This window comes from Enterococcus phoeniculicola ATCC BAA-412 (assembly GCF_000407505.1).
Taxonomy (GTDB): domain Bacteria; phylum Bacillota; class Bacilli; order Lactobacillales; family Enterococcaceae; genus Enterococcus_K; species Enterococcus_K phoeniculicola.
This window is the reverse complement of the sequence record NZ_ASWE01000002.1, coordinates 241,573-261,647: the sequence shown is the minus strand read 5'-3', so window position 1 is coordinate 261,647 and position 20,075 is coordinate 241,573. Positions and strand designations below refer to the sequence as shown.

19 protein-coding genes are annotated in these 20,075 nt (G+C 32.5%); 1 reads left to right on the top strand and 18 read right to left on the bottom strand.

Annotation, left to right across the window (positions count from 1 at the left end):
- Positions 1–38: 38 nt before the first annotated feature.
- The 8 genes from I589_RS08045 to I589_RS08005 all read right to left on the bottom strand — a co-directional run bounded on the left by I589_RS08045 (position 39) and on the right by I589_RS08005 (position 8,401).
- The gene (locus I589_RS08045) at positions 39–809 is read right to left on the bottom strand and encodes a ribonuclease HII (RefSeq protein WP_010768604.1); all 771 of its coding nucleotides are present in this window, start codon (positions 807–809) and stop codon (positions 39–41) included.
- Entirely contained in the window at positions 810–1,658 is an 849-nt protein-coding gene (ylqF, locus tag I589_RS08040) for a ribosome biogenesis GTPase YlqF (RefSeq protein ID WP_010768605.1), read from the bottom strand.
- A 104-nt stretch (positions 1,659–1,762) separates the two neighbouring features.
- A complete protein-coding gene (locus I589_RS08035; RefSeq protein ID WP_010768606.1) occupies positions 1,763–3,256 on the bottom strand; it encodes a tyrosine-type recombinase/integrase in 1,494 nt (497 codons plus the stop codon).
- Positions 3,257–3,764: 508 nt separating this feature from the next.
- On the bottom strand, positions 3,765–3,959 hold the full coding sequence (locus I589_RS08025) for a helix-turn-helix domain-containing protein (RefSeq protein WP_010768608.1): 195 nt from the start codon (positions 3,957–3,959) through the stop codon (positions 3,765–3,767).
- Positions 3,960–4,046: 87 nt separating this feature from the next.
- Positions 4,047–4,433, bottom strand: a complete 387-nt coding sequence (locus I589_RS08020) for a hypothetical protein (RefSeq protein WP_010768609.1) — start codon at positions 4,431–4,433, stop codon at positions 4,047–4,049.
- A 59-nt stretch (positions 4,434–4,492) separates the two neighbouring features.
- Positions 4,493–4,930 carry a hypothetical protein gene (locus I589_RS08015; RefSeq protein ID WP_010768610.1) on the bottom strand — a complete coding sequence of 146 codons (438 nt, stop codon included), beginning with the start codon at positions 4,928–4,930 and terminating at the stop codon, positions 4,493–4,495.
- 976 nt (positions 4,931–5,906) lie between these two features.
- On the bottom strand, positions 5,907–6,854 hold the full coding sequence (locus tag I589_RS08010) for an acyltransferase family protein (RefSeq protein WP_010768611.1): 948 nt from the start codon (positions 6,852–6,854) through the stop codon (positions 5,907–5,909).
- Positions 6,855–6,898: 44 nt separating this feature from the next.
- Positions 6,899–8,401 (bottom strand): helix-turn-helix domain-containing protein, encoded by a 1,503-nt coding sequence (locus I589_RS08005; protein ID WP_010768612.1) that lies wholly within the window; start codon positions 8,399–8,401, stop codon positions 6,899–6,901.
- A 147-nt stretch (positions 8,402–8,548) separates the two neighbouring features.
- Here I589_RS08005 and I589_RS17815 point away from each other — a divergent pair, with 147 nt between their 5' ends.
- Entirely contained in the window at positions 8,549–8,998 is a 450-nt protein-coding gene (locus I589_RS17815) for a helix-turn-helix domain-containing protein (RefSeq protein WP_010768613.1), read from the top strand.
- A gap of 37 nt (positions 8,999–9,035) precedes the next feature.
- Here I589_RS17815 and I589_RS07995 read toward each other — a convergent pair whose 3' ends face one another.
- From I589_RS07995 to I589_RS07950, 10 genes are read right to left on the bottom strand one after another with little or no spacing between them, the layout of a single operon-like run.
- Entirely contained in the window at positions 9,036–10,919 is a 1,884-nt protein-coding gene (locus tag I589_RS07995) for an HAD-IIIC family phosphatase (protein ID WP_245561654.1), read from the bottom strand.
- Positions 10,920–10,957: 38 nt separating this feature from the next.
- Entirely contained in the window at positions 10,958–11,893 is a 936-nt protein-coding gene (locus I589_RS07990) for an LCP family glycopolymer transferase (protein WP_010768615.1), read from the bottom strand.
- A gap of 18 nt (positions 11,894–11,911) precedes the next feature.
- The gene (locus I589_RS07985; RefSeq protein WP_010768616.1) at positions 11,912–12,433 is read right to left on the bottom strand and encodes an acyltransferase; all 522 of its coding nucleotides are present in this window, start codon (positions 12,431–12,433) and stop codon (positions 11,912–11,914) included.
- 15 nt (positions 12,434–12,448) lie between these two features.
- On the bottom strand, positions 12,449–13,522 hold the full coding sequence (locus I589_RS07980) for a glycosyltransferase family 4 protein (protein WP_010768617.1): 1,074 nt from the start codon (positions 13,520–13,522) through the stop codon (positions 12,449–12,451).
- 15 nt (positions 13,523–13,537) lie between these two features.
- Positions 13,538–14,851 (bottom strand): DUF3329 domain-containing protein, encoded by a 1,314-nt coding sequence (locus I589_RS07975; RefSeq protein WP_034684902.1) that lies wholly within the window; start codon positions 14,849–14,851, stop codon positions 13,538–13,540.
- 32 nt (positions 14,852–14,883) lie between these two features.
- Positions 14,884–16,296, bottom strand: coding sequence for a flippase (locus I589_RS07970; RefSeq protein WP_034684899.1), 1,413 nt, complete (start codon positions 16,294–16,296; stop codon positions 14,884–14,886).
- Entirely contained in the window at positions 16,289–17,491 is a 1,203-nt protein-coding gene (locus I589_RS07965; protein WP_010768620.1) for a glycosyltransferase family 4 protein, read from the bottom strand. The genes I589_RS07970 and I589_RS07965 overlap by 8 nt, the downstream gene beginning before the upstream one ends.
- The gene (locus I589_RS07960; RefSeq protein ID WP_010768621.1) at positions 17,488–18,798 is read right to left on the bottom strand and encodes an O-antigen ligase family protein; all 1,311 of its coding nucleotides are present in this window, start codon (positions 18,796–18,798) and stop codon (positions 17,488–17,490) included. The genes I589_RS07965 and I589_RS07960 overlap by 4 nt, the downstream gene beginning before the upstream one ends.
- Positions 18,791–19,492, bottom strand: a complete 702-nt coding sequence (locus I589_RS07955) for a YveK family protein (RefSeq protein WP_010768622.1) — start codon at positions 19,490–19,492, stop codon at positions 18,791–18,793. The genes I589_RS07960 and I589_RS07955 overlap by 8 nt, the downstream gene beginning before the upstream one ends.
- Entirely contained in the window at positions 19,489–20,058 is a 570-nt protein-coding gene (locus tag I589_RS07950) for a hypothetical protein (RefSeq protein ID WP_010768623.1), read from the bottom strand. The genes I589_RS07955 and I589_RS07950 overlap by 4 nt, the downstream gene beginning before the upstream one ends.
- Between the last annotated feature and the right edge of the window lie 17 nt (positions 20,059–20,075).

Genomic DNA, 20,075 nt, shown 5'->3' with positions numbered 1-20,075 from the left:
TCATCAAAATAAGTATTCGCAAAAAAAGAGCATTTCTTTTATTTTATATAATTTTTTACAGGTGCAAAGGTTAAACGATGAATAGGTGTGATTCCATGCGTTTCTAGCGCAAGTAAGTGTTCTTTAGTTCCATAACCCGCATTTCGTTCAAAACCGTAATAAGGATAAACCACACTGTATTCCTTCATTAAACGATCTCGTGTTACTTTTGCAATGATACTTGCAGCAGCTATAGAGATGGAACGAGCATCTCCTTTTATCAAGCTTTGTTGGCTGGTTTGTGTTGGGAGGGTCATAGCGTCTACTAAAAGAAAATCTGGCTGAACAGCCAATTTCTCTACAGCCAACATCATTGCTTTTTTACTTGCTTGATAAATATTTATCCTATCTATTTCTGATTGATCAACTAAGCCAACACCAATTGCTACCGCTTTTTCATTAATTTCATCAAACAACTGATCGCGCTTAGCCTCCGAGAGCTGCTTTGAGTCGTTTAACCCCAATATATCACAATTTTTTGGTAGAACAACTGCCGCTGCAATAACAGGACCAGCTAACGGTCCTCTTCCAACCTCATCGATTCCTGCAATAGACTGATAACCTTCTTGATAGGCTTGTTCTTCAAATTCACTCATTTCTTGTAATTTTTTGAGTAACTGAGCCTGCTTTTCTATTTTCCTATCAAACTGTTTCAACGCAGTTTGAACACCTGCTCTAGTATCCTTACGTAAGCTTTCAACGTATTCATGCTCACTTGTTGTAATGGCGGACAAGTTTTTCTTAATTTCTGCAATAGACTCTGCTTTCATCTACTTATCATACTCCTCATAGCGATCTAACGTATAACTCCCTAACTTTCCACTACGAATTTCAAAAACAATCATTTCACTGGCACGATCATAGTCTTCACGAAATCCACGTTTTTGACTAATCGTCATCAATAACTCTGGAGCCAGTTCTTTTTCTTGTTCTTGCGTAAGCTGATACCTCTCAGAAAGACGTCCAGGATAGTAGCGGGCAAAAAAATCTAGACCATACAATGCCATATCATCTAAATGAATTAATTGGTCTTTAATCGCTCCTGTCAAGGCAAGTCGTTTACCAATTTCCGGATCTTCAAACTTGGGCCATAAAATCCCTGGAGTATCTAATAATTCAAGTTCTGTTCCAGAACGTAGCCACTGTTGCCCTTTTGTTACACCAGGTTTGTTTCCAGTTTGAGCAATCTTTTTTCCAACCAAACGATTCATCAACGTCGACTTTCCGACGTTAGGAATGCCGATAACCATTGCGCGAATCGCTCTAGGTTTAAGTCCTCTTGCCCGGTCACGCTCAATTTTTTCTTTTAAAGCAATCTTTGCTGAAGGAACAATATTTTTAACCCCTTTGTTATCTTGTGCATTAATCGCTAATGTAACAAAACCCTTTTCTTGAAAATACCCTTGCCATAGCTTTGTTTGATGCGGATCTGCTAAGTCTGCTTTATTTAATAACACCAGACGAGGCTTTTGCTGAATAATTTGATCCATCATAGGATTTCTTGAAGATAGAGGTAATCTCGCATCAACAAGTTCAAAAACAATATCAACAAACTTTAATTTTTCAGAAACCTCACGGCGAGCCTTCGCCATGTGGCCTGGGAACCATTGAATAGTCATATTGACTAGTCACCTCCTTATTGTATCAACCTTTTTCCCTACTCTGTTTCCGCAGTTACGAGAAAAAGGGCCTTCATGGGACAGACATGGGACAATTTAGTTTTTTATTTTTCCCATGAAATGGTGTAGCCCAAAACTCTGTTTCTGTCCCCGTAGACTGGTCGAATGTCAAACAGCCTGTAGTGTTCAAGTAAATCTTTTTTCAATCGAGGTAAGATATTTCCGCTTATATGTCTGGGTGAATACATTTCACTTAAGCCTAAAACTTCTTTGAAACTTTTTAGTGAAAAAAAGAGTTCTGTCTCGTTTGAACAATTTAATAGTTCTGTTTCTAATTTCGTAGAATACTCATTATAGTGGACGGGTGGCGAGATACTTAGCCAATTTTCTCCCTCATCCCATTTCTCCATAGCTGCTACTAATTTCTTTTCCCCTACTAACGAAGATTGCGCATAAATGCCTAATGTCGTTTGAATATCTACATGTCCTACATGTGATTGTACCGCTTTTATATCTACTCCCTCGCTATCTTTTAAATACGTTATGTTGATGTACCTAAAAGAGTGGGGCGTCACATGTTTGACCCACTTGAATCCGTACAAGGTTTCACAGTTTGACAAAAGACTTCTTTCTACTCGTGCAATGACCCCTCTGAAACTCTGAGAAGTGATTGGGGCTCCAGATAGTGTTCTAAAAATTGATTCTGTAGCAACATACGTTTTCCATGGTCGCTTCGTATAACGAGTGGTTAGTTCTTCACTACTACGAATAGCTTGCTTAACAATCTTCATTGCATTGTTTGGCAAAAGAATGGTGCGTTCTGATTCCTCTGTTTTCGGCGGTCCATATACATACCCACATTCATGCAGAAGATTTTTAGTAATGGATACCGTATTTTTAGTGAAATCAAAATCGTCTTTTGTTAAGGCGCCAGCTTCCCCAATTCTCACACCTGAGTAAACTAAAAAAACAGTTAAATAAAAATAATTCTGATTCAATCTCTTTTTGATTTCTGAAAAAAAAGCGTTCAATTCATACGGCTCTAAATACTTCTTTTTCCTTTTTTTTCTGACTTCTTGTCTTTTTTCTCGAGTCATGTTTAGCTCTACTGCCGACATAGGAGTATAATTAAGTAGGCCATGTTTCACACTAAATCTAAAAATTTTGTTTAATGTACTTTTAATGTGAATCATTGTAGAGTATGAAGAATCATAGGTTTGTTGATAATCATTAAGTAAGTGCTCTAATAGTAACGGAGTCATACGATTCACCAAAATATCCGGTTCTATGATTTCGTTTACTCTTCGCAAAACCAGTTCTTCTCTTTTTTTGGTCTGTGGACTCACCCCTACTTGCCAGAATTCAAACCAATGATCAGCTAATTCCTTAAACGTCGTAATTCGCTCTTTAACATCATATTGACGTTCAGAGATAAGTTCATCCACCTTCTCATCAAGAAGTCTTTCAGCGTTCCTCTTGGCCTTTCTTGTAGTACCTACATAAGTGACAGTCGCTTTTTTTCTTTGACCCGTTAAAGGATCTGTATATCTAGTTAACACTTGATAATTTCCGCTAGGTAATTTTGTATGTGATACCATGTTGTAATCACTCCCACATGATTGTTTGAGTTAATACAGCACACAAAAAAAGTATCGATAAGCATTAATTTCCTTTCAACATTGTACCACAATTTACTTGTCGTTACTTATAATTTTTGTGTTGTTTGTATAACAAAAATTGATGGAACCCTTCTAAATTTATCCACACAAGTTTTGGTGTTGGATTAACAACGTACTTCCGAAACTCCCTATTTCCACGCATCTCCATTAACCAATGATTTAGTGTATTGATATTCAAAAATTCGTATTTAACCATCAATCCCTTCTTAGTAGTCCATTCTTTATTTAATTCTTCCAACTTTATCCCTTCCCATCTTTTTTAATCAATTAAACTAATTATTTCATTTTCTTCTGATCAGCATCTTGAGGGGCATATTCATTTTTCAAAGAACTATTTTATGACTTATTAATACCAGTTCCCCACATAGTCAAAAGCTACAAAAATAGACGTAATTTGATTATTTCTCAAATCACGTCTATTTTTAGTTTATTCTTTTCCCACAACAAACTTGTCTATAGAAATTAACATGGCTAATACACATTCCTGATAACAATCTTCATCATATCGTCCACGATTTGATGCGTATTTCCACAAGAGTGGATTAAATCTTTCAATTAGTTTCATCTTTGATTCGTTGTTTCCATTTTTAGCTTGAATGAATAAATTTTCAATACTATCCATCTCTTTTCCTCCTAACTAATTCTTCTCAATAACTTCAGTATTGGAGTAGGAGGACCACGAATAAAACTGTTTTGTTTCTGGAGGATTTTAGAGTGTTCTACGAAATTTTCGATAAAGTCGTAATTTTAAATTTGTAACACCTTGCCGCGTAATGCCAAGTTCTTTCCCGATTTCTTTATCAGTTTTTCCGAAGATAAATTTTTCAATTAGAAAAATCTGTTCTTTTTCCTTAATCTTTTTTAATTTCTCTATTAATTTCTCATTATCTATCTCTAAAGGAATCCCCAAAACAACAATGCTAGCAATAGCAACCCCTTCTTTACCTTCAAGAATTTCACCTAGACTATCTTCAACTAACAGTTCATTTTCGATAATTCTTGCTCTTCTTTTGTAGTAATTAATAGCTGTATGCATGACCACTTTTTGGAAGTATTTTATCAACTGTGCTTCTACCTTACTGTCTTTTTCTTCCATAAGATTCACTTCTTCTCTTTAATTTGAAATCAAAAAAGAGAAAGAATAGATAACTTTGACTATTTTCTGTAATATTGCCAGAATCCTCTGTATGCGCGATTCACATTAACATTGTCATCTTTTGCAATCCTAGGTAAAATATTATGAGTTAAATTCTTGTAACTGATATTCATTTCCAACAGATCAAATATATGTTTATTTGATAATGGAGTACCAGCTTCTTTAAGCAATGAAGCGATTTTTAAACTTAAATGGTCATAGGAAGCGACTGCACTATTCGTTGTATTTTTTTCAATCATATATTGTTGATATTCACTTTCTTTAGCTAAGCGGTTCCTAGTTGTTTTTTCAGCCGGCTCTGTTCGCTTCTCTTGCTGTTCCTTTATCCCATTTAATTGTTGCTTCAACTCAAAATACATCTTACTGATTTCTCTCCTTTCCTCGATTAATAATCGCATTTGTTCATAAATCGCAGCTCTTTCATCAAATTTATCCATAGATTTCTCCCCTCAACGGGTACAGCAAATTTCTGAACTAAAAGGACACATAAAAAAGCAAAGTAAGTCACTCAAAGAATGACTTACTTTGCTTTTCAATATATAATTGCTATCTGCTTTGCCTTTTTGTAAGGGAAAGTGTTTATTGAGGTGATTTACGTGAAAGAAACACTAAAAATTCAATAGTAAGGCCTCTTTTCATTTATTATAACAACGAATTTATTGGTTTGATAGGCTCTGTGTTATAAATTAATCTTCTAAAAGAATTCATTTTTTTATAAAATCTAGCGTTCTTTCTACTAATTTACTATTTATTAGTGAAAAGACAAAAACTAAGTGCTTTATTGCTTAAAAAGCCGTATTCTAAATAATTTAACGTCCTGATATAACATAAAAATAGATAATGTGAAAAGTAACTAAAAAAGTGATTTCCAAAAATCAAACAGATTTAAGGTCTGATGTTTGATTTTTGGGAACCACATGTATTTTTTTCTTAAAAACTCTATCAGCGGTCTAAATTACCCACATTATCTAACATTTCACCCTCTATGGTAGTTTTTATGTTATCTCTGCTTTACCTTTATTGAAACATTTCTATTAGTTGATTTCCATCAAATACCCATAATCAATGAATAGTCCTGTTTAGGTTTCTAACATCCCCATTATTCCTGCTAATTCGCCAGTGCCCTTTATTCATTGATTCCCATATATTGCCCGCCCGCCGAAATGTTTTAAATCAGAGAGTTTCTTTGCGATGCTCTGATAAATATTTAAGGAAACAGTGACCTGAATCTTCACCATAAACACGGTCAATATAATCCGTCCCCAATGACCAGAATAAATTTGTATTAAAGAGTTCAGATAGTTTACTCTATTTCGTTAATTATTTTGATACATTTAGTAGTCGAGAAGTGCCCTTCCAGCTTCTATCTTATCTTTATGAGTAATTGCTTGAAGAAATTTATCATAGTTTTATTCACTCCTTATACAAACCCTTTTTTAAATTTTTATTTGAAAAACGATTAATAATAAGGACCGTATAAAAGTAACTAATCAATACAACAAAACACAACACTAAAGGGATAGCAAATAGTAAATTTGAATGAACTAATTCTGCCAACCTACTATTATATAAGGGAAATCCCTCAAATAGATAAAGCCCTAATGTAAATGATGAAAGTGTCTTCACAATACCTATAAAATGTTTTTTTAAAATTAACCTTTGTCCCCACTCGATAAAATACAAGGAAAAAATAGGTAAATAGCTCACTTGCAGCAATAGAAGTAAGTTCGTATGGGTGATAGGTAATATGAAAAAAGACTGATAGGCTAAAATAAGTCCTAAAAACAGAGTGGATAAGACAATTAAGTAAAAGAATCTTGATTTATTTTTAAACAGAAAGGCTAAGTATCCTAATGGAAAAGCGAATGGAATGACAATATAACTGGATAACACTGCAAATACACTACATGAAATAAAAATAAGTCCAACTCTACATAGTTCTGACTGAATCAACAGATGACTTATCCAAAAAACAATATAAACCATGATGATGTAAAACATATACCACATTGTTGGATCTAAGTTACTTTTAAAGCCCAATCCTACGAGCGCTTTTACTGACACTGCTACACTTTCTTTAAAAAAAACAATAGAAATAATAGCTTTTAATAATGTCGCAAATTCATAAACAATGACTAGGTTCAATATCCTTACCCAAAAGGTTTGCAATTGTTCGTCACCTTGTTCCATTGAAGCACTGAGTCCGTATGCTGAGACAAATAGAAATATCCCCACGCCAACTGCACCACTGTTTGCAACATAGAGGTTGTCTATTCCTAAAAATCCACTATAATGACCTGTGATTACTAATATAATGGCAAGAATTTTAGCTAGATTTGATGTATTATGGGTAAATTTCATGCAATATAACTCCTTTATATAACCTCTCTTGATTTAGAAAGGAATTAATCTGATTGTTTTGTGGAAAGAAAAAAATTTTTTTCTCCCTCATCTGATATTTTGCTGTTGAGAAAATGAATAATTGCGTTCGTTAAATGCGACCAATCGTGAATCGTTGCAGGATACGTCCAATTGATAACTTGATTAGATTTCTTATGTTTATGATAACGGTCGGTTATAATTAAGTCTGCTTCCGATTGTTTAAAAGTGATAGAAATAGGTAAATCAATCATGTGTTTAATCAGGTTTTCGATTTCATCTTGATATAATTTTCCAGAGATAAAATCCAACTTTACTTTTATACGGTATCTTAGGTGACTAACTTCAAAAAGATTGGTGATAGACGTTAAAAAATTGAGCAACAAAAATTTATAATTGACTGAATGAAGGCTGCTTCTACTCTCCTTAAAATAATGTTTTTCTAAAAAATTTTTACATAAATAGTAATGTGTAGGATAAAAAAAGTACACATCGGCTTGTCTTAAGTAAAATAAGTGGTCAACTCGTTTAGACGAACAAAGTATAAGATATCTAAATATTTCTTGAACGCGACTACTTAACATGGTTTCCATAGGATGGTCATTTTCGGTTTCAATATCTTGGTTAGTCAAATTTTTTATAAATAAGTTTGCTAATTCTACAGTTTCTTTTTCCGTTTCATAGCAGAATAATGTTGAACAAAAAGGCAATAATTTTTCCGCTTCTAAAAACCATTGAATATTTTGCAATTCAATATTGCTGGTTTCATCATTTAACTTAAATCTTTTCTGCAAATAATTGGCTGTTGCTGATTGTTTACTTGACGGGTAGAAATAAGCTTCTTCCGTTTGCATAATGTTTTTTGATTGCAAACGAATGAATAATACACTTAAATAGAGTAACAATTTGCTCCGATCGCCAGAGGTTAACTCGATATTAAAATCATTAATAACTGTTTCTAAAAATATGGTAGATTCCACTTCTACTTGCTTTTTGAAAGGATATTCAAATTCTTTATAAATACCGAAGTATATTGAGAAAAGTAATTGCCTAATCGAAAATTCATCGCCAACAAGACGATATGCGTTACTTAATTGAATGTTATAGTCTAAAAGAAAATCTCGTAGCTCATTTTTAGCGATGTAAACACTTGCTGAACTAAGAAAATTATCTTGACTGTGTTTTGATGGAGTAAACTTTTGAGAGGTAAAAATATTATTTAGTAAAATGAACAATTTTGAACGTGCACCATAAAACCAAAATAAACGAGATACTACTGTTTCAACAATACCTGTAATTTGATAGTATCTATTCCCAACTTTTTGAAGTTGGCAGAGCTCTCCTCCCGTTTCTTTATAGATGTCAATTAAATCCTGATTGAGTTCTTTAAACGAATAATCAACCATGTAATACGTAAGCCCCAAATCATTTTCTACCTGGTCTACAGCTCTCATTCGCTCATTCCCACTCAAAATAAAATAGAACATTTTCATTTTTATTGCATCATTTTTTCTAAATAGTCGATTCATGATAGTTTCCCCATCCTCTCATGAACATTATAATGCTAAAACGTTTTCAATAAAAGCATTATAGTGTTACCTTCGCTTAAAAAAGTATTTTTTTTGTTTGTTTAATGTTAAAATATCTACTGACTATACGTTATAAGAGGTGATTTCATGGGTCTTGAGTTTAATAGGCATGTTGGTCAAAAGATTAAACAAAGACGAAAATTTCTAAAGGTTACACAGAAAGAATTAGCTGAGAAAGTTGACTCTATCGCACAGACCGTTTCAAAAATAGAACGTGGCGTATTTTCGCCATCTTTTAATAGTTTGATAAAAATCTGTGTTGCTCTTGAAATGTCGCCTAATGATTTAATACCTGAAGGTCATTTTCACTCAATCGATGATTCTTTTGATATTCCACAGCAATTAAGTACAATTGATGTTCTATGGCAAAATGCTAATCTTTGTAAAAATACAAGTGATTTAGATGGAGAACTCTATTACTTAAAACAAATAATTAATAGTCTGGTAAAAGAAGAACAAGACTATTATCGAGAATTTGCTATTTTTCTCTATCACAAACAACTACTTGCTCATGTTGATGAAAATTTGGGGCTTTAATTCTAACTGTTAACAATTGTAAAAGATTGTGGGCAGTTTATTTTTTTGATTGAATAAAATTTTTACTTTTAATTAATGGTTTTAATAAACCCAGTGCATTCATTGTAGAATATGAGTTTCTGAATTTTTTTTGTCTAAATTCCTCTGCTGAGATTCTATTCACTTGATGATTTACAGTTTCATTTATAATTTTTTGCATTTCTAAAGCTACCTCATAGTAGATTTTTTTCGTAAAGTGGTCTTGCGTTTCTAAAAAATCTGATTCACTGTGCGTAAAAGTACTAAAATTGATATATCTCACATTTTTATAGCCTTTTAGAGCCTGCCAAATTGCTTGATTATATAGCCCTCTTTCTTCCCCTTGTCGTCTTCTATTTTCTCCGTAACTCGTTACTTGAAAGTCGCTGGGCAACATAATGACGACTAGGGTTTCTTTGGGAACTTTCTTTACAATTTTTTTAAAGTTATCTGCTGCCTCTACTGCGGACACTTTACCTACATAGACATATTTATTTGTAAACCCATCTATTTTTTTTCGCTGTTGTTGAATGTATTTCTGGTTATCCTCTTTTTGGGTTTTCCTGATTTGTTCTTCTAACATTTTTCTACTCGTGTAATCAATCTTCTCAATTCCAAGTGCGATTTTTTCGCCTGTCCCTTTTCTTTGATAAACACCTTCCCATTGATCCAAAAAACCACTTAAAAAAACGATGTCATAGTTATTCTTATTCATGTCTGTCGAAACGAGCTCGTCATCCCATAGAGGCACCTCTTTGCCTAAGCACTCTTTTTGTGCAGATGTTAGATAAAAAGAATTATAAACATTCGTTGAATGATTAAAGCTAGTAATATCTGCTCCTGTTTTTGTATTAAGATGACCTATCTCTTTTGAAAAGGGAGCGTCTGTTGAGAGCAGATCAATCACCCACTCAATCTCACAGCTCCCCTTGATTAGTATAGTTTTTTCTGTTGCTGCATGTTGAATATCCTGTCGTTCGTTTCTTATTTTATTTGTAGATTGATTAATCCAAGGACTTTTTTTATTCTTATCAACATGATAAGCGACTGGTTCAATTGTTATTAACTTAGGTTCATTTAACTGTTGATAGACATAGTTTTCAATTCCCATGCCCATAGAACGACAAGAAAAGAGGAAATGTACTAGTTCATTTATCTTCGTATCCAATGCATACAGGCCAACAATTCCATAATCGCCAAAATTATCTTGAGCAGTTACATAACCCATCTCTATGTTTTCTTCTTTCAATTGGCCCTGCAATGCTTCAAATGTACTTCTTTTTTTTGTGAAATTTAGTTGGTTAGTACGACCTATCAATTCATATACCCGCCTTATGTGTGTTTCTATATCTTTGCGTTCACTATGAATTTGTATTTGTATATTGCAATCAAAGAGAAAATCAGTATTTGAAACTGCCAGTTTCTCTGCTACAGTCTTTTCCTCTAACACTTTATAATTTTGTAAACGCGTTAACTGCCCATCGTCCTTACCTAACGTATTTGCTAATCTATAAAGATTTTCTAATTCCTTTTTTATTGGTAGTAATATGTGAATGTTTGGACAAAAATATTTTGCTTCATTTAAATTCAGTTCATTATCATCAATAAACAGAACATTCTCTTCTCTTAGATTCATATCCTGTACTATATTCTTTATTCTAGGTCCCTTGCTACTCCAATCAATTGATTCAAATACAAAATAGTTATCTATCTTCAACGCATTCAGTTGATTCATCGCTTCTTCAAAATCATTTTTTGAACAAATACTTGAAACAATCCCCCGTTTACTTAGTTTTATTACTAATTGAACATTTTCTTCTATAGGGATAATTTCTTCTTCACTTAATGTTCCTTGCCAGAATGTATCATCCAAATCCCAGATAATTAACTTAATTTTTTTCATTTCTTCAATTCTCATATACTCAGTCCTTTCTCTATTGTTTAGCGATTCTCTAGCTCACGATGAATCTTGTCGCGGACTCTTTTCAGTTCAGCGTCACTTACTTTTTGATAAGATATATCGTTCAACATAAATCCAGTACCCATTAATTGTTCACTATTTTGTGTATTTATTGAACCTAGATACTTAGTATATAATTTGAAAATATCATCCATCGCTATGTTGGTTTTCATATTCTCTCCTAAAATTTCTAATATTTTTTGATAGAGAGTAAAATTATTAATTGACTTAAGTGAGTTTGCGATTCCTTGAACAACCTGTCGTTCTCTTTTTTGTCTACCATAATCGCCTTCAGGGTCATCGTAGCGCATCCGAATGTACTTCAACCCTTTCGTACCGTCCAAATACGTGTCCCCTATTTTAAAAGTTTCTCCCTCATACTCAAATTTCAATGGATTGTTTATTGTAATTCCTCCCACTGCATCAATTAATTCCTCTACACCTTTCATGTTCAAACTGACATAATAGTCAACTGGTGTATCTAAAAGGTTTGATACCGTATTTACGGACATAGAGGTTCCACCAAAGGCATACGCATGATTAATTTTATCAGTAGACCCGTATCCAACAATTTCCGTGTATGTATCTCGAGCGATACTTGTAAATAGCACAGTCTTATTTTTAGGATTAATTGTAGCCAAAATCAGTGCGTCTGAACGACCTTGATCTATACGACCTAAATCTCCTGTATCAATCCCTAACAACAATATATTTAAAGGGCTAAGCTTTTCCTCATCTGGTTGTTGACTTAAATGAATGGCCTTATATTTATATTTACCCTTACGTTCAACTTTTTCATAGCTTTGATTCAACGTCTTCTTTACATCGAAATATATTTTTCCAAAGCTTACTGCAATCACAATAAATAACAGAAAAACGATTAAGAGAACAATCTTTACAAACCGATACTTTTTCATTAGAATCTCCAATCTCTTTTATCTATAACGAATAATTTTTGCAGGATTTCCACCTAAAATTGCATAGTCAGGATATGCTTTACCCACTACAACTGACCCAGCAGCCACTACACTACCTTTTCCTATATAAGTTCCTGGCAAAAGAGTTACTCTAGCTCCTATCCATACGTCGTCAGCAATAGAAACCTCTTTCTTTTTTATTTTTCCGTCGATTAACTTTTTTTTTCGTCCTACAATTTGATGGTTTTGAGTTAACACCAAAACTTCTGGTCCCATCATGACATTTTCCCCAATGGAAACTTTAGCAGCTGCAACAATCATACTTCGGTCACCAATACTCGAGTTTTCGCCTAAAGAAATATTTTTTAAATAAGATAATCGTACATTGGGACGAATAGCTGCATTTTTTCCAACAAATGCAAATAATTTTTTTCCTATAAAATTTTTGACTTGGCGATAAAAGTGTTCCGTTTTTATTAAGCGATAGGGAACGACTACCTTATTTATGAGTATAAATAGAATGAACCAGAAATTATTCATCGCTTCTCCTTTCATTTATTTGATGTAAGAACTAATTTTTTGAATCAGTTCTCTATTTACCTTCTTACTGTCATAATTGTGAGCCGTTTCTTGTGCGTACTTTGACATACTTCGCTTTTGCTTTTGTGTTAGTGAATAAAAAGTGATAATTTTTTCTATCAGTTCTTCTTGATTTTTAGGCGTGAATAAGTAGCCATTTTTTCCTGATTCAACATACGTTTTAATTCCTCCAAAATCGCTGCCAATCACCGGCACACCGCAAGCCATTGCTTCTAATCCAACTAGACCAAGACTCTCTCCAGCACGTGTACTAGGGAAAACAAATACATCAAATGAACGATAGATATCCACTAAATCGTTTTGCGGTAAAATACTTTGCTTATTTACATATTCTTCTAAATGCAATTCATGAATTAATTGATTAGCTTCTTCATCTTGTGCTCCACTTCCTACAATAGTCAGTTTTGCTTCTGGGATATAAGATAGAATCCTTTTAAAACCTAAAATTAGTAAGTCCCAGCCTTTTTCTTCATCTATTCGACTGACATAGCCTAGCATAAAAGATTGCTGATTTTTTCCTTTACTACTTGGAGAAAATACATCTAAATTTATACCAGCAGAAGCAGAAATAAATATTTGCACTTTTCCATATTTTTTCTCTACGACTTCTTTAAAATAACTTGACGGCACGATAGTTAAATCTGCTCGTTTAACTAACCATTTTGTTAAGAAGTTCGTTCGCTCCTCTAATTTTTTCTCGGGAGTTACATCACTGCCATGAACGTTAACAATCAACGTCATTTTTCTATTAAATAGGCGTCTAACCAGGCGACCAGCTAATATTGGAGGGCTATTGTACCCTGCGTAGTGAACGTAGGTTAATTCATAGTTTTTTGAACAATATGCTCTAAAAACCGAAAAGTAAAAGCGTAGATAAGCTATGAGTTTAGCTCGTTTTCCAATCTTCTTTGTTAAGAAAATAAGTTGTACTTCGTGTGTTTCTGAAAGTTCAGAAACAAAATTTTTTACAAAAACTCCATAATTTGGAAATTCTTTTGATGGGTACATATTCGATACAACCAAAATCATATTTTCACCTCCAAATTATTTTTTTTCTAGTCTAATTCCTTTTACTGTATAAAATTTACTCATCCATTCATTTAACCAAGCATGCGAATCCGACGATAAATATTGCATTTTGTAATATGGGTTATAGAGTCCTACCAGTTGATTATCCGGCCAAGTAATTCCTTGAACAACTGCTAATTTTTTGTGTTCTCTTTTCGTCTGTTCGATTACTGCTATCTCCTGTTCGTATTCAAGATAGTTTTCCGCTAATTGGCTCGTAACAGGAATATAAATGACTAGTGACACCAAGGTTAGCACAGTATTTATCATAAACGGTCTCTTCTTTTCAAAATAATCTTTCATTAAGTACAATAAGTAGACCAGCATTAAATTCAAATAAATAGCAACGCTAAAAAGGTTTCTTGGCGTACTGTGTTCAGCAAATACTAAGCTGAAAAAACTAGCTAAAGCACCTGTAACAAATATAAAAAGAAAGACACGATGACAGCTTTCAAATACATTAGCTTTTGATAATTTATAAAGGAAATAAATGCTCAATAAAATAGGAACAATTAGTAAAAGTGAAAACTTTATCAGTGTAAAGAAATTACTTGTTAGAATCGATAAATTTGATTCAATTTTTAAAGCACCTGGCGATTTTATGAGAATAATTGAACTAATCGCACTACTCATTACACTAATCAGCTTCCAATACATAAGTTTTTTTGGTTGATGTTCGGTGAATAACCATAATAGAAAGACCACAATCACGGTTGCTGCTCCACTATTTTCACCCGTTGCACCCGATAAAATCCCTAATCCAATTAATAAAAATACGTTGTACCAACGATATTTATTAATCTTCTTAAAGACGAGAAGATAAGATAGATAGACTAATGACATCCATAAATAGTTGCATGCACCAGAGAGCCACAAGACACTTTTTCCAAATTCTGGAAGTGAAAGCCATAATAATGGATAAATAAATGATAAATTTGAAAGGTCGTTTTCTGTCTCAAGCAACAAACTAGCTAAATAATTTAGTAACCAACCTAGTAACAGGAAAAAAATTGAATTAAAAAAATCGAATAGTAATTTATTTTGGCTCATAAAGAATTGTACAAACGAGTGTGCTAGCCATCGACCATTCATTGCAAAATAATGGCGCCACATCGACCGTACAATCGAAAAAAATCCTGTGATTTTTTCTGGATTGTCTGTAGGTAAGCCGTAATGGTCAAAAACAAAACGATAAGAAAAGTCATCTGTTGCATAAGTTGTTAAGTAATTCAATACAAAGATAAAAAGGAAACATATTCCTACCGTAAATAAAAAATTTTTTTTCTTCATAAACAAAAAGTATTCCTTTCTGCATTCCTTTTTTATATTTTGGGAATTTGATGTAGTCTATATAAAATCACTGTGTAACTAATGAATGAAAAACCAACAGATAATAACATTGTTTGAATTTGTTCCAAGTATAAAGTTTGGAACAAAGTACAAATCAGACAAACAGTACAGCCACCAATCAAAATAGACAAAAATGTTTTCAAACGAAACTCAATCTTAAATAGGTGTCTTGAATAATAAAAAGCTATACAAGCAATAAAAAATTCTGAAATAACCGTAGCGATTGCTGATCCATCTGTTTTTCTTAAGGGAACAATGATAAAGTTTCCTAAAATGTTTAGTATGGCTGTATAGAGTGTTGCCCGTAAAATTGTTTTTTCTTTTTTATTTACAAGCAAAACTGTAAATAAAAGGAAACTAAAAAAAATACTCGGAATCATACCTACTGTTAAAAAAATCAACGAAGACACACTGTTAATAAATTGATTTCCAGCAATCAAATAGATAATTGTCTTACTAAAAAATAAAATACCTATTTCTATTGGAACTAAAAATGTCAACAATAACCAAAATAGGTCATTCAACGTTTTTTCATATTCTTTAGTTTTGTTATTGCTTTTATAAAATGTGAGTCTTGGACTGACTGCATAGATGACTCCATCCGCTAAAGATTTCACAATGCTGTAAATTTTAACAGAAATGCTGTAAATTCCTACATAATGGTCGCCTGCAAGAAATCCTAAGAGAATAATATCGGCAGATAAGTAAATCGTTGAAGCAATTGAGTTTGCTGATAAATACAGAATTGGATTCCAATGCTTTCTAAAATTCATTTTTTTTGTGTAGTGTAAAGTAATATATTTTTTGGCGTACTGAAAATTAAAAAGAACAGCTAAGCTAAATGATAATGTCGTAATCCATGCATAGACTGTGTAATCTTTTGTCGTTTTTACTAGCAAAAACATTAAGATAATTGCACAAATTTGAACAGCGATTGCTTTTAGCGTTAAAAAGGTAAAATCTTCGTAAATAGAAAAGACCCATTCAACAGCAAATGTTGTTGCAACAATTTGTATACTAAAGATTAAGATTAACTTTTCATAGCCTTGAAATGCAGGGATAAAAATTAATAACGAAAACAAGACAAAATACGAAATTAGTGTGAACCACAGATATATCGAAAACATTTCATTAGAGAACTTTTGCATTTTCAGATGATCCTTTCTTAAAATGGACCCCTCTCGAATCGCATATTGCCCTAAACCAATGTTGATAACTAGAATGAAATAATTAATTATCGTTCTTGAAAATTCAAATTTACCGAGCCCTTCTGTTGAAAGAATGCGGGTTATATAGGGATAGGTAATGATGGGAAATAGAATACTCATTAACGACCTGATTACATTTACAACTGCATTTTTTCTTAGTGATTGTTGTTTATTCATACATCACCGAATCAATAAATCCTTGTATCTGCTTTTCAGCACTAAATTCTTTTGAAAATTGAAAAGCCGCTAGCCCCATTTTGTCTCGAACATTTTTATGACTTAAAAAATGTTCTGCCCTCGCAATCTCTTGAGCTAAGTTACCAGAATTTATATCTAACATAATAGATGTTTTATCGTTTCTGACTTCAGGTAATCCTCCGACATTTGTACAAATTAATGGTATACCGGCCATTTGTATTTCTAGTGCACTCATTGCAAATGCTTCGTCTGATAAAGTAGGCACTATTCCTACGTCGCTGATAGATAAAAACGAAGGAATAAGTGACGCTTCTTGATATCCTGTGAAGATAACCCTGTTTCCAAACTGTTTAGCTACTTTTTTTAAATTTCTTACATAGTGATTTTCTTTGTTTAATTCGTAGAATGTTCCACCAACAATTAATACTTTGAAATATTCAGGTAAAAATTCGAGTGCTTCAATAATAAACATCACTCCCTTTTGTTCTATAAGACGCCCTATATACACAGCTATAAAATCATCTTTACCGAAATTAAACTGTTCTCGTAAACTATTTTTTTTGTTCTTATTTTTTATTTCAACACCATCTTTTCCATTGTATACAATAAATTTTTTCAGTTTGTCATTGCTCACGTTAACGGTTGAAACACGTTGGTTGATAAACCTAGAAACACTTATACATTTGTCAAAACTCTCATAGATTTTTTTTGCTCTTACTGTTAATTCATTTAGATTATCATTATGAAGATAGAGAATTTTTTCTCCATCAATTAAATTGTTTAGGGGTAAAACTAGTTCTGGATAATTAATAATGACTACTTTTTCATATTGATTCTGTCTCAACATTTTTTTACTCTTTTCGATTATTTCAGGATACTCAATAAAAATACTTCTTTTAGATAATAATTTTCTTGTAGCAACCTTTAAGCATTTTTTCCAGAATAAGCTTATTTCTTTGAATGGTGACGAATTTTCAACAAAAAAAACATGGGTATTTTTGTATTTTTGCGATAATTCCAAACTTTTCTGATCAAAAGTTGAAACTAAATGAATGTTGAACTGCGTATCTATTTCATTTTTATCAAGTATATTTTCAATCAAATGTTCAACTGCCCCACCTTTTGATACAGGTATTGGTAGTAGACCCGCTGTAATCACTAATATTTTTTTCATTCACTTGACTCCTGTCTAGCTGTAAAATAGGCAAATATAATGGCTAACAATGTCGCAGCCATCGCATTAACAAATACATGGCCTGCAAAAATACTATAGATAAACAACGTAAGAAACATCCAACTCACGCTATCCTTTTCTGCTTTATAAAAATGAATAAGACTAGTCTTAAAATATGAAATATACAGCAAGTAACCCACCAGCCCATAACTGAAATAAAAATCAAATAAATCCATCTCGGCGAGGATTCGTCGAGCTAAAGGAAAATCTACATTGATATAATAGCCGGCTCCAAAAAAATGAATAAACAGAAAGTGTTTTGAACTTAGTAACTGCTGCCAATTCAAAACTAGCCACACAGAACGATTACTTGTTAAAAACTGAATCCAATTGCCATCCATCAAATCAAAAAAATAGAATCCTCTTGCAAGCACACCGTTTACTGACTCGACAAATTTAGGCAAGAACAAGCTCTTCAATAAAAGAAATATCAGATTTATACTAAAAATTCCGTATAACTTAAAAATCATGCGTAATTTTTTACTCAATAGCATACGGCCAACGAATAAAATGAAATAAAAGATTCCGTAAACCAAAGAAGTTTTTGTACTAGTCAATAATAACGACAACCATATACCTAAAAACAAAATACCTACCAAAATTGTATATCTGTAGGAATTTTGTTTTATGCTTGCTAAACACTCCTCTCCGCAAAGAGTAACCAAACCAATTAATATAGCAGAGAGTGAATTAACCTCAAGAAAATACGCCTTAAACCCGACGCCTTGATCTGCTGACAAAGTACCACTGCCAAAAATATCATAGGTTGCTAATCCCTTGCCAAAGAGAAAAGGTAAAATAATACATGCAGAATAGCCTAATGCTATTAGAAGTAGCATGTCTTTTAGCTGCTCTTTAGTTATCAACTTCAGCTGAATAAGTTTATAGAAGTAAGCATAAAATATAATTGTTAGAAGGATACGCATTAATGACTTTAAATCTTTTACCAGCGGAACGTGATAGCCATATAAGAAAAAGTATTGCAACATTATCAAAGTGCCAAAAAAAAACACGACTAGTAACATTTGAAGTGATTGCTCAAAAATAATTTTTTTTCCAAAAAATAAGAAAAAAAAGACGTAAATGGTGAGAAATAGTCGGTAAATATCTGCAATATGGGATTGTTGAAAGGCACCATTAAAAGAATCTACAATTGGCATGATCCCAAATGAGCATATTGCTATGATAGTTAGTAAGCTTTCTTTTGGTCTTGTCTCCATCTGTGAATGATGCTCTCTTTCACTCATCTGTAAGTTTATTCCCTTTTTCCATTTTTCTTTTCTTGGTTTCCCTTTTTTTCCTTGTATCTATTGTGTATACATGTATTACATCAACAAATTCCGGAATTTGTTCTTTAAAAAAGACTCGTTTACTAAATAAACTTTTGTAAATTAAACATAAGGTAATGATTACAACAGATATAGTTAAACTAAAGATCAAAAACTGAGTATTCGATATCTTATTAATTTTTGCTGCTTGGTTCGTTTGGTTAATGAGCATGATACTATTGCTATCCAGCATTTTAGGAATTTCTTTTTCTGCTACACGACCAATTGTATTTGCTATATCAATACTTTCTGCTTTATCACCCGAAATGACCTGAACAGAAATAAGTTGAGAATCATTACTTAGATTGATAGCTACTAATTTTTGTATCTCACTAACAGATAGATAGATATCTTTTGCTTTCAATTCTCGTACTACTTTAGTTAAAATGACATCACCTGATAATAGTTCTTTATAAGTATTGATGTATTTTAAGTCAAACTGTTCATTTTCTTTTGGCGTAACAAGCAATTGATTTATAGCAAAATAATTTTGCGTAATAAAGTGTTTGTAGATTTGCGTAGCTCCAAAACTGCTAATAATCGTTAAGAGTAAAATAAGACTCCAAAATTTTTTTAGAGACAATAGAATTAGTTTTCCGTTTGTTTTTCTCATTTTTTTAGCCATCCAAACCGATCTTGAATGATAAAGAAAGCTAACCATTCAAGTTTGTATTCTTTATTTTTTTCTTCAATCATCAATAGCTGTTCTTTATAAATTCTTTTTGATCCGACAAAGATGAATATATCTTTCATCACTTCAAGCAAATCTGGATTTGTCAGAACGATGTTTTCTCTGAATTGATAAACAATTGTTGAATATTTTTTATAAAAAATACTTGCCCTAACATCATCCATAAACTTTCTATACACTGAGATATGATGAATAAAGTGACTTCCATCTAGAATATCTATTTGCTCATTTCCTGATGAATAAATGGATTCTTCATAGTCAGACTCCTCAAAGTTTTCAAACAAGTTTCCTTTCTTTACACAAATATTTATTACTAAAATTTTCTCGGAAGCTTTTGAAAGTCCCAAAACAAATTCATTCATTAGTTGTTTGTAATTCAGATTTTTTGAAGGGATTGGAATCAATCCTACAATTTTTTGAGGACTCATTACTTTTTTTACTAGGAAATTGTTGACCGCAACAGTTATTTCATTTTTTTCTTTAGGCATTGACACGCTCACTTTCA

Excerpts from the sequence above, each read along its gene's own strand:
- I589_RS08035 (WP_010768606.1), bottom strand. The coding sequence starts at position 3,256 with ATGGTATCACATACAAAATTACCTAGCGGAAATTATCAAGTGTTAACT.
- I589_RS07960 (WP_010768621.1), bottom strand. The coding sequence starts at position 18,798 with ATGAGTGAAAGAGAGCATCATTCACAGATGGAGACAAGACCAAAAGAA.
- I589_RS08025 (WP_010768608.1), bottom strand. The coding sequence starts at position 3,959 with ATGGATAGTATTGAAAATTTATTCATTCAAGCTAAAAATGGAAACAAC.
- I589_RS07975 (WP_034684902.1), bottom strand. The coding sequence starts at position 14,851 with ATGAAGAAAAAAAATTTTTTATTTACGGTAGGAATATGTTTCCTTTTT.
- I589_RS07970 (WP_034684899.1), bottom strand. The coding sequence starts at position 16,296 with ATGAATAAACAACAATCACTAAGAAAAAATGCAGTTGTAAATGTAATC.
- I589_RS07995 (WP_245561654.1), bottom strand. The coding sequence starts at position 10,919 with ATGAAAAAAATTAAGTTAATTATCTGGGATTTGGATGATACATTCTGG.
- I589_RS08015 (WP_010768610.1), bottom strand. The coding sequence starts at position 4,930 with ATGGATAAATTTGATGAAAGAGCTGCGATTTATGAACAAATGCGATTA.
- I589_RS07980 (WP_010768617.1), bottom strand. The coding sequence starts at position 13,522 with ATGATTTTGGTTGTATCGAATATGTACCCATCAAAAGAATTTCCAAAT.
- I589_RS08020 (WP_010768609.1), bottom strand. The coding sequence starts at position 4,433 with ATGGAAGAAAAAGACAGTAAGGTAGAAGCACAGTTGATAAAATACTTC.
- ylqF (WP_010768605.1), bottom strand. The coding sequence starts at position 1,658 with ATGACTATTCAATGGTTCCCAGGCCACATGGCGAAGGCTCGCCGTGAG.
- I589_RS07965 (WP_010768620.1), bottom strand. The coding sequence starts at position 17,491 with ATGAAAAAAATATTAGTGATTACAGCGGGTCTACTACCAATACCTGTA.
- I589_RS17815 (WP_010768613.1), top strand. The coding sequence starts at position 8,549 with ATGGGTCTTGAGTTTAATAGGCATGTTGGTCAAAAGATTAAACAAAGA.
- I589_RS07950 (WP_010768623.1), bottom strand. The coding sequence starts at position 20,058 with ATGCCTAAAGAAAAAAATGAAATAACTGTTGCGGTCAACAATTTCCTA.
- I589_RS07955 (WP_010768622.1), bottom strand. The coding sequence starts at position 19,492 with ATGAGAAAAACAAACGGAAAACTAATTCTATTGTCTCTAAAAAAATTT.
- I589_RS07985 (WP_010768616.1), bottom strand. The coding sequence starts at position 12,433 with ATGAATAATTTCTGGTTCATTCTATTTATACTCATAAATAAGGTAGTC.
- I589_RS08005 (WP_010768612.1), bottom strand. The coding sequence starts at position 8,401 with ATGAATCGACTATTTAGAAAAAATGATGCAATAAAAATGAAAATGTTC.
- I589_RS08045 (WP_010768604.1), bottom strand. The coding sequence starts at position 809 with ATGAAAGCAGAGTCTATTGCAGAAATTAAGAAAAACTTGTCCGCCATT.
- I589_RS07990 (WP_010768615.1), bottom strand. The coding sequence starts at position 11,893 with ATGAAAAAGTATCGGTTTGTAAAGATTGTTCTCTTAATCGTTTTTCTG.
- I589_RS08010 (WP_010768611.1), bottom strand. The coding sequence starts at position 6,854 with ATGAAATTTACCCATAATACATCAAATCTAGCTAAAATTCTTGCCATT.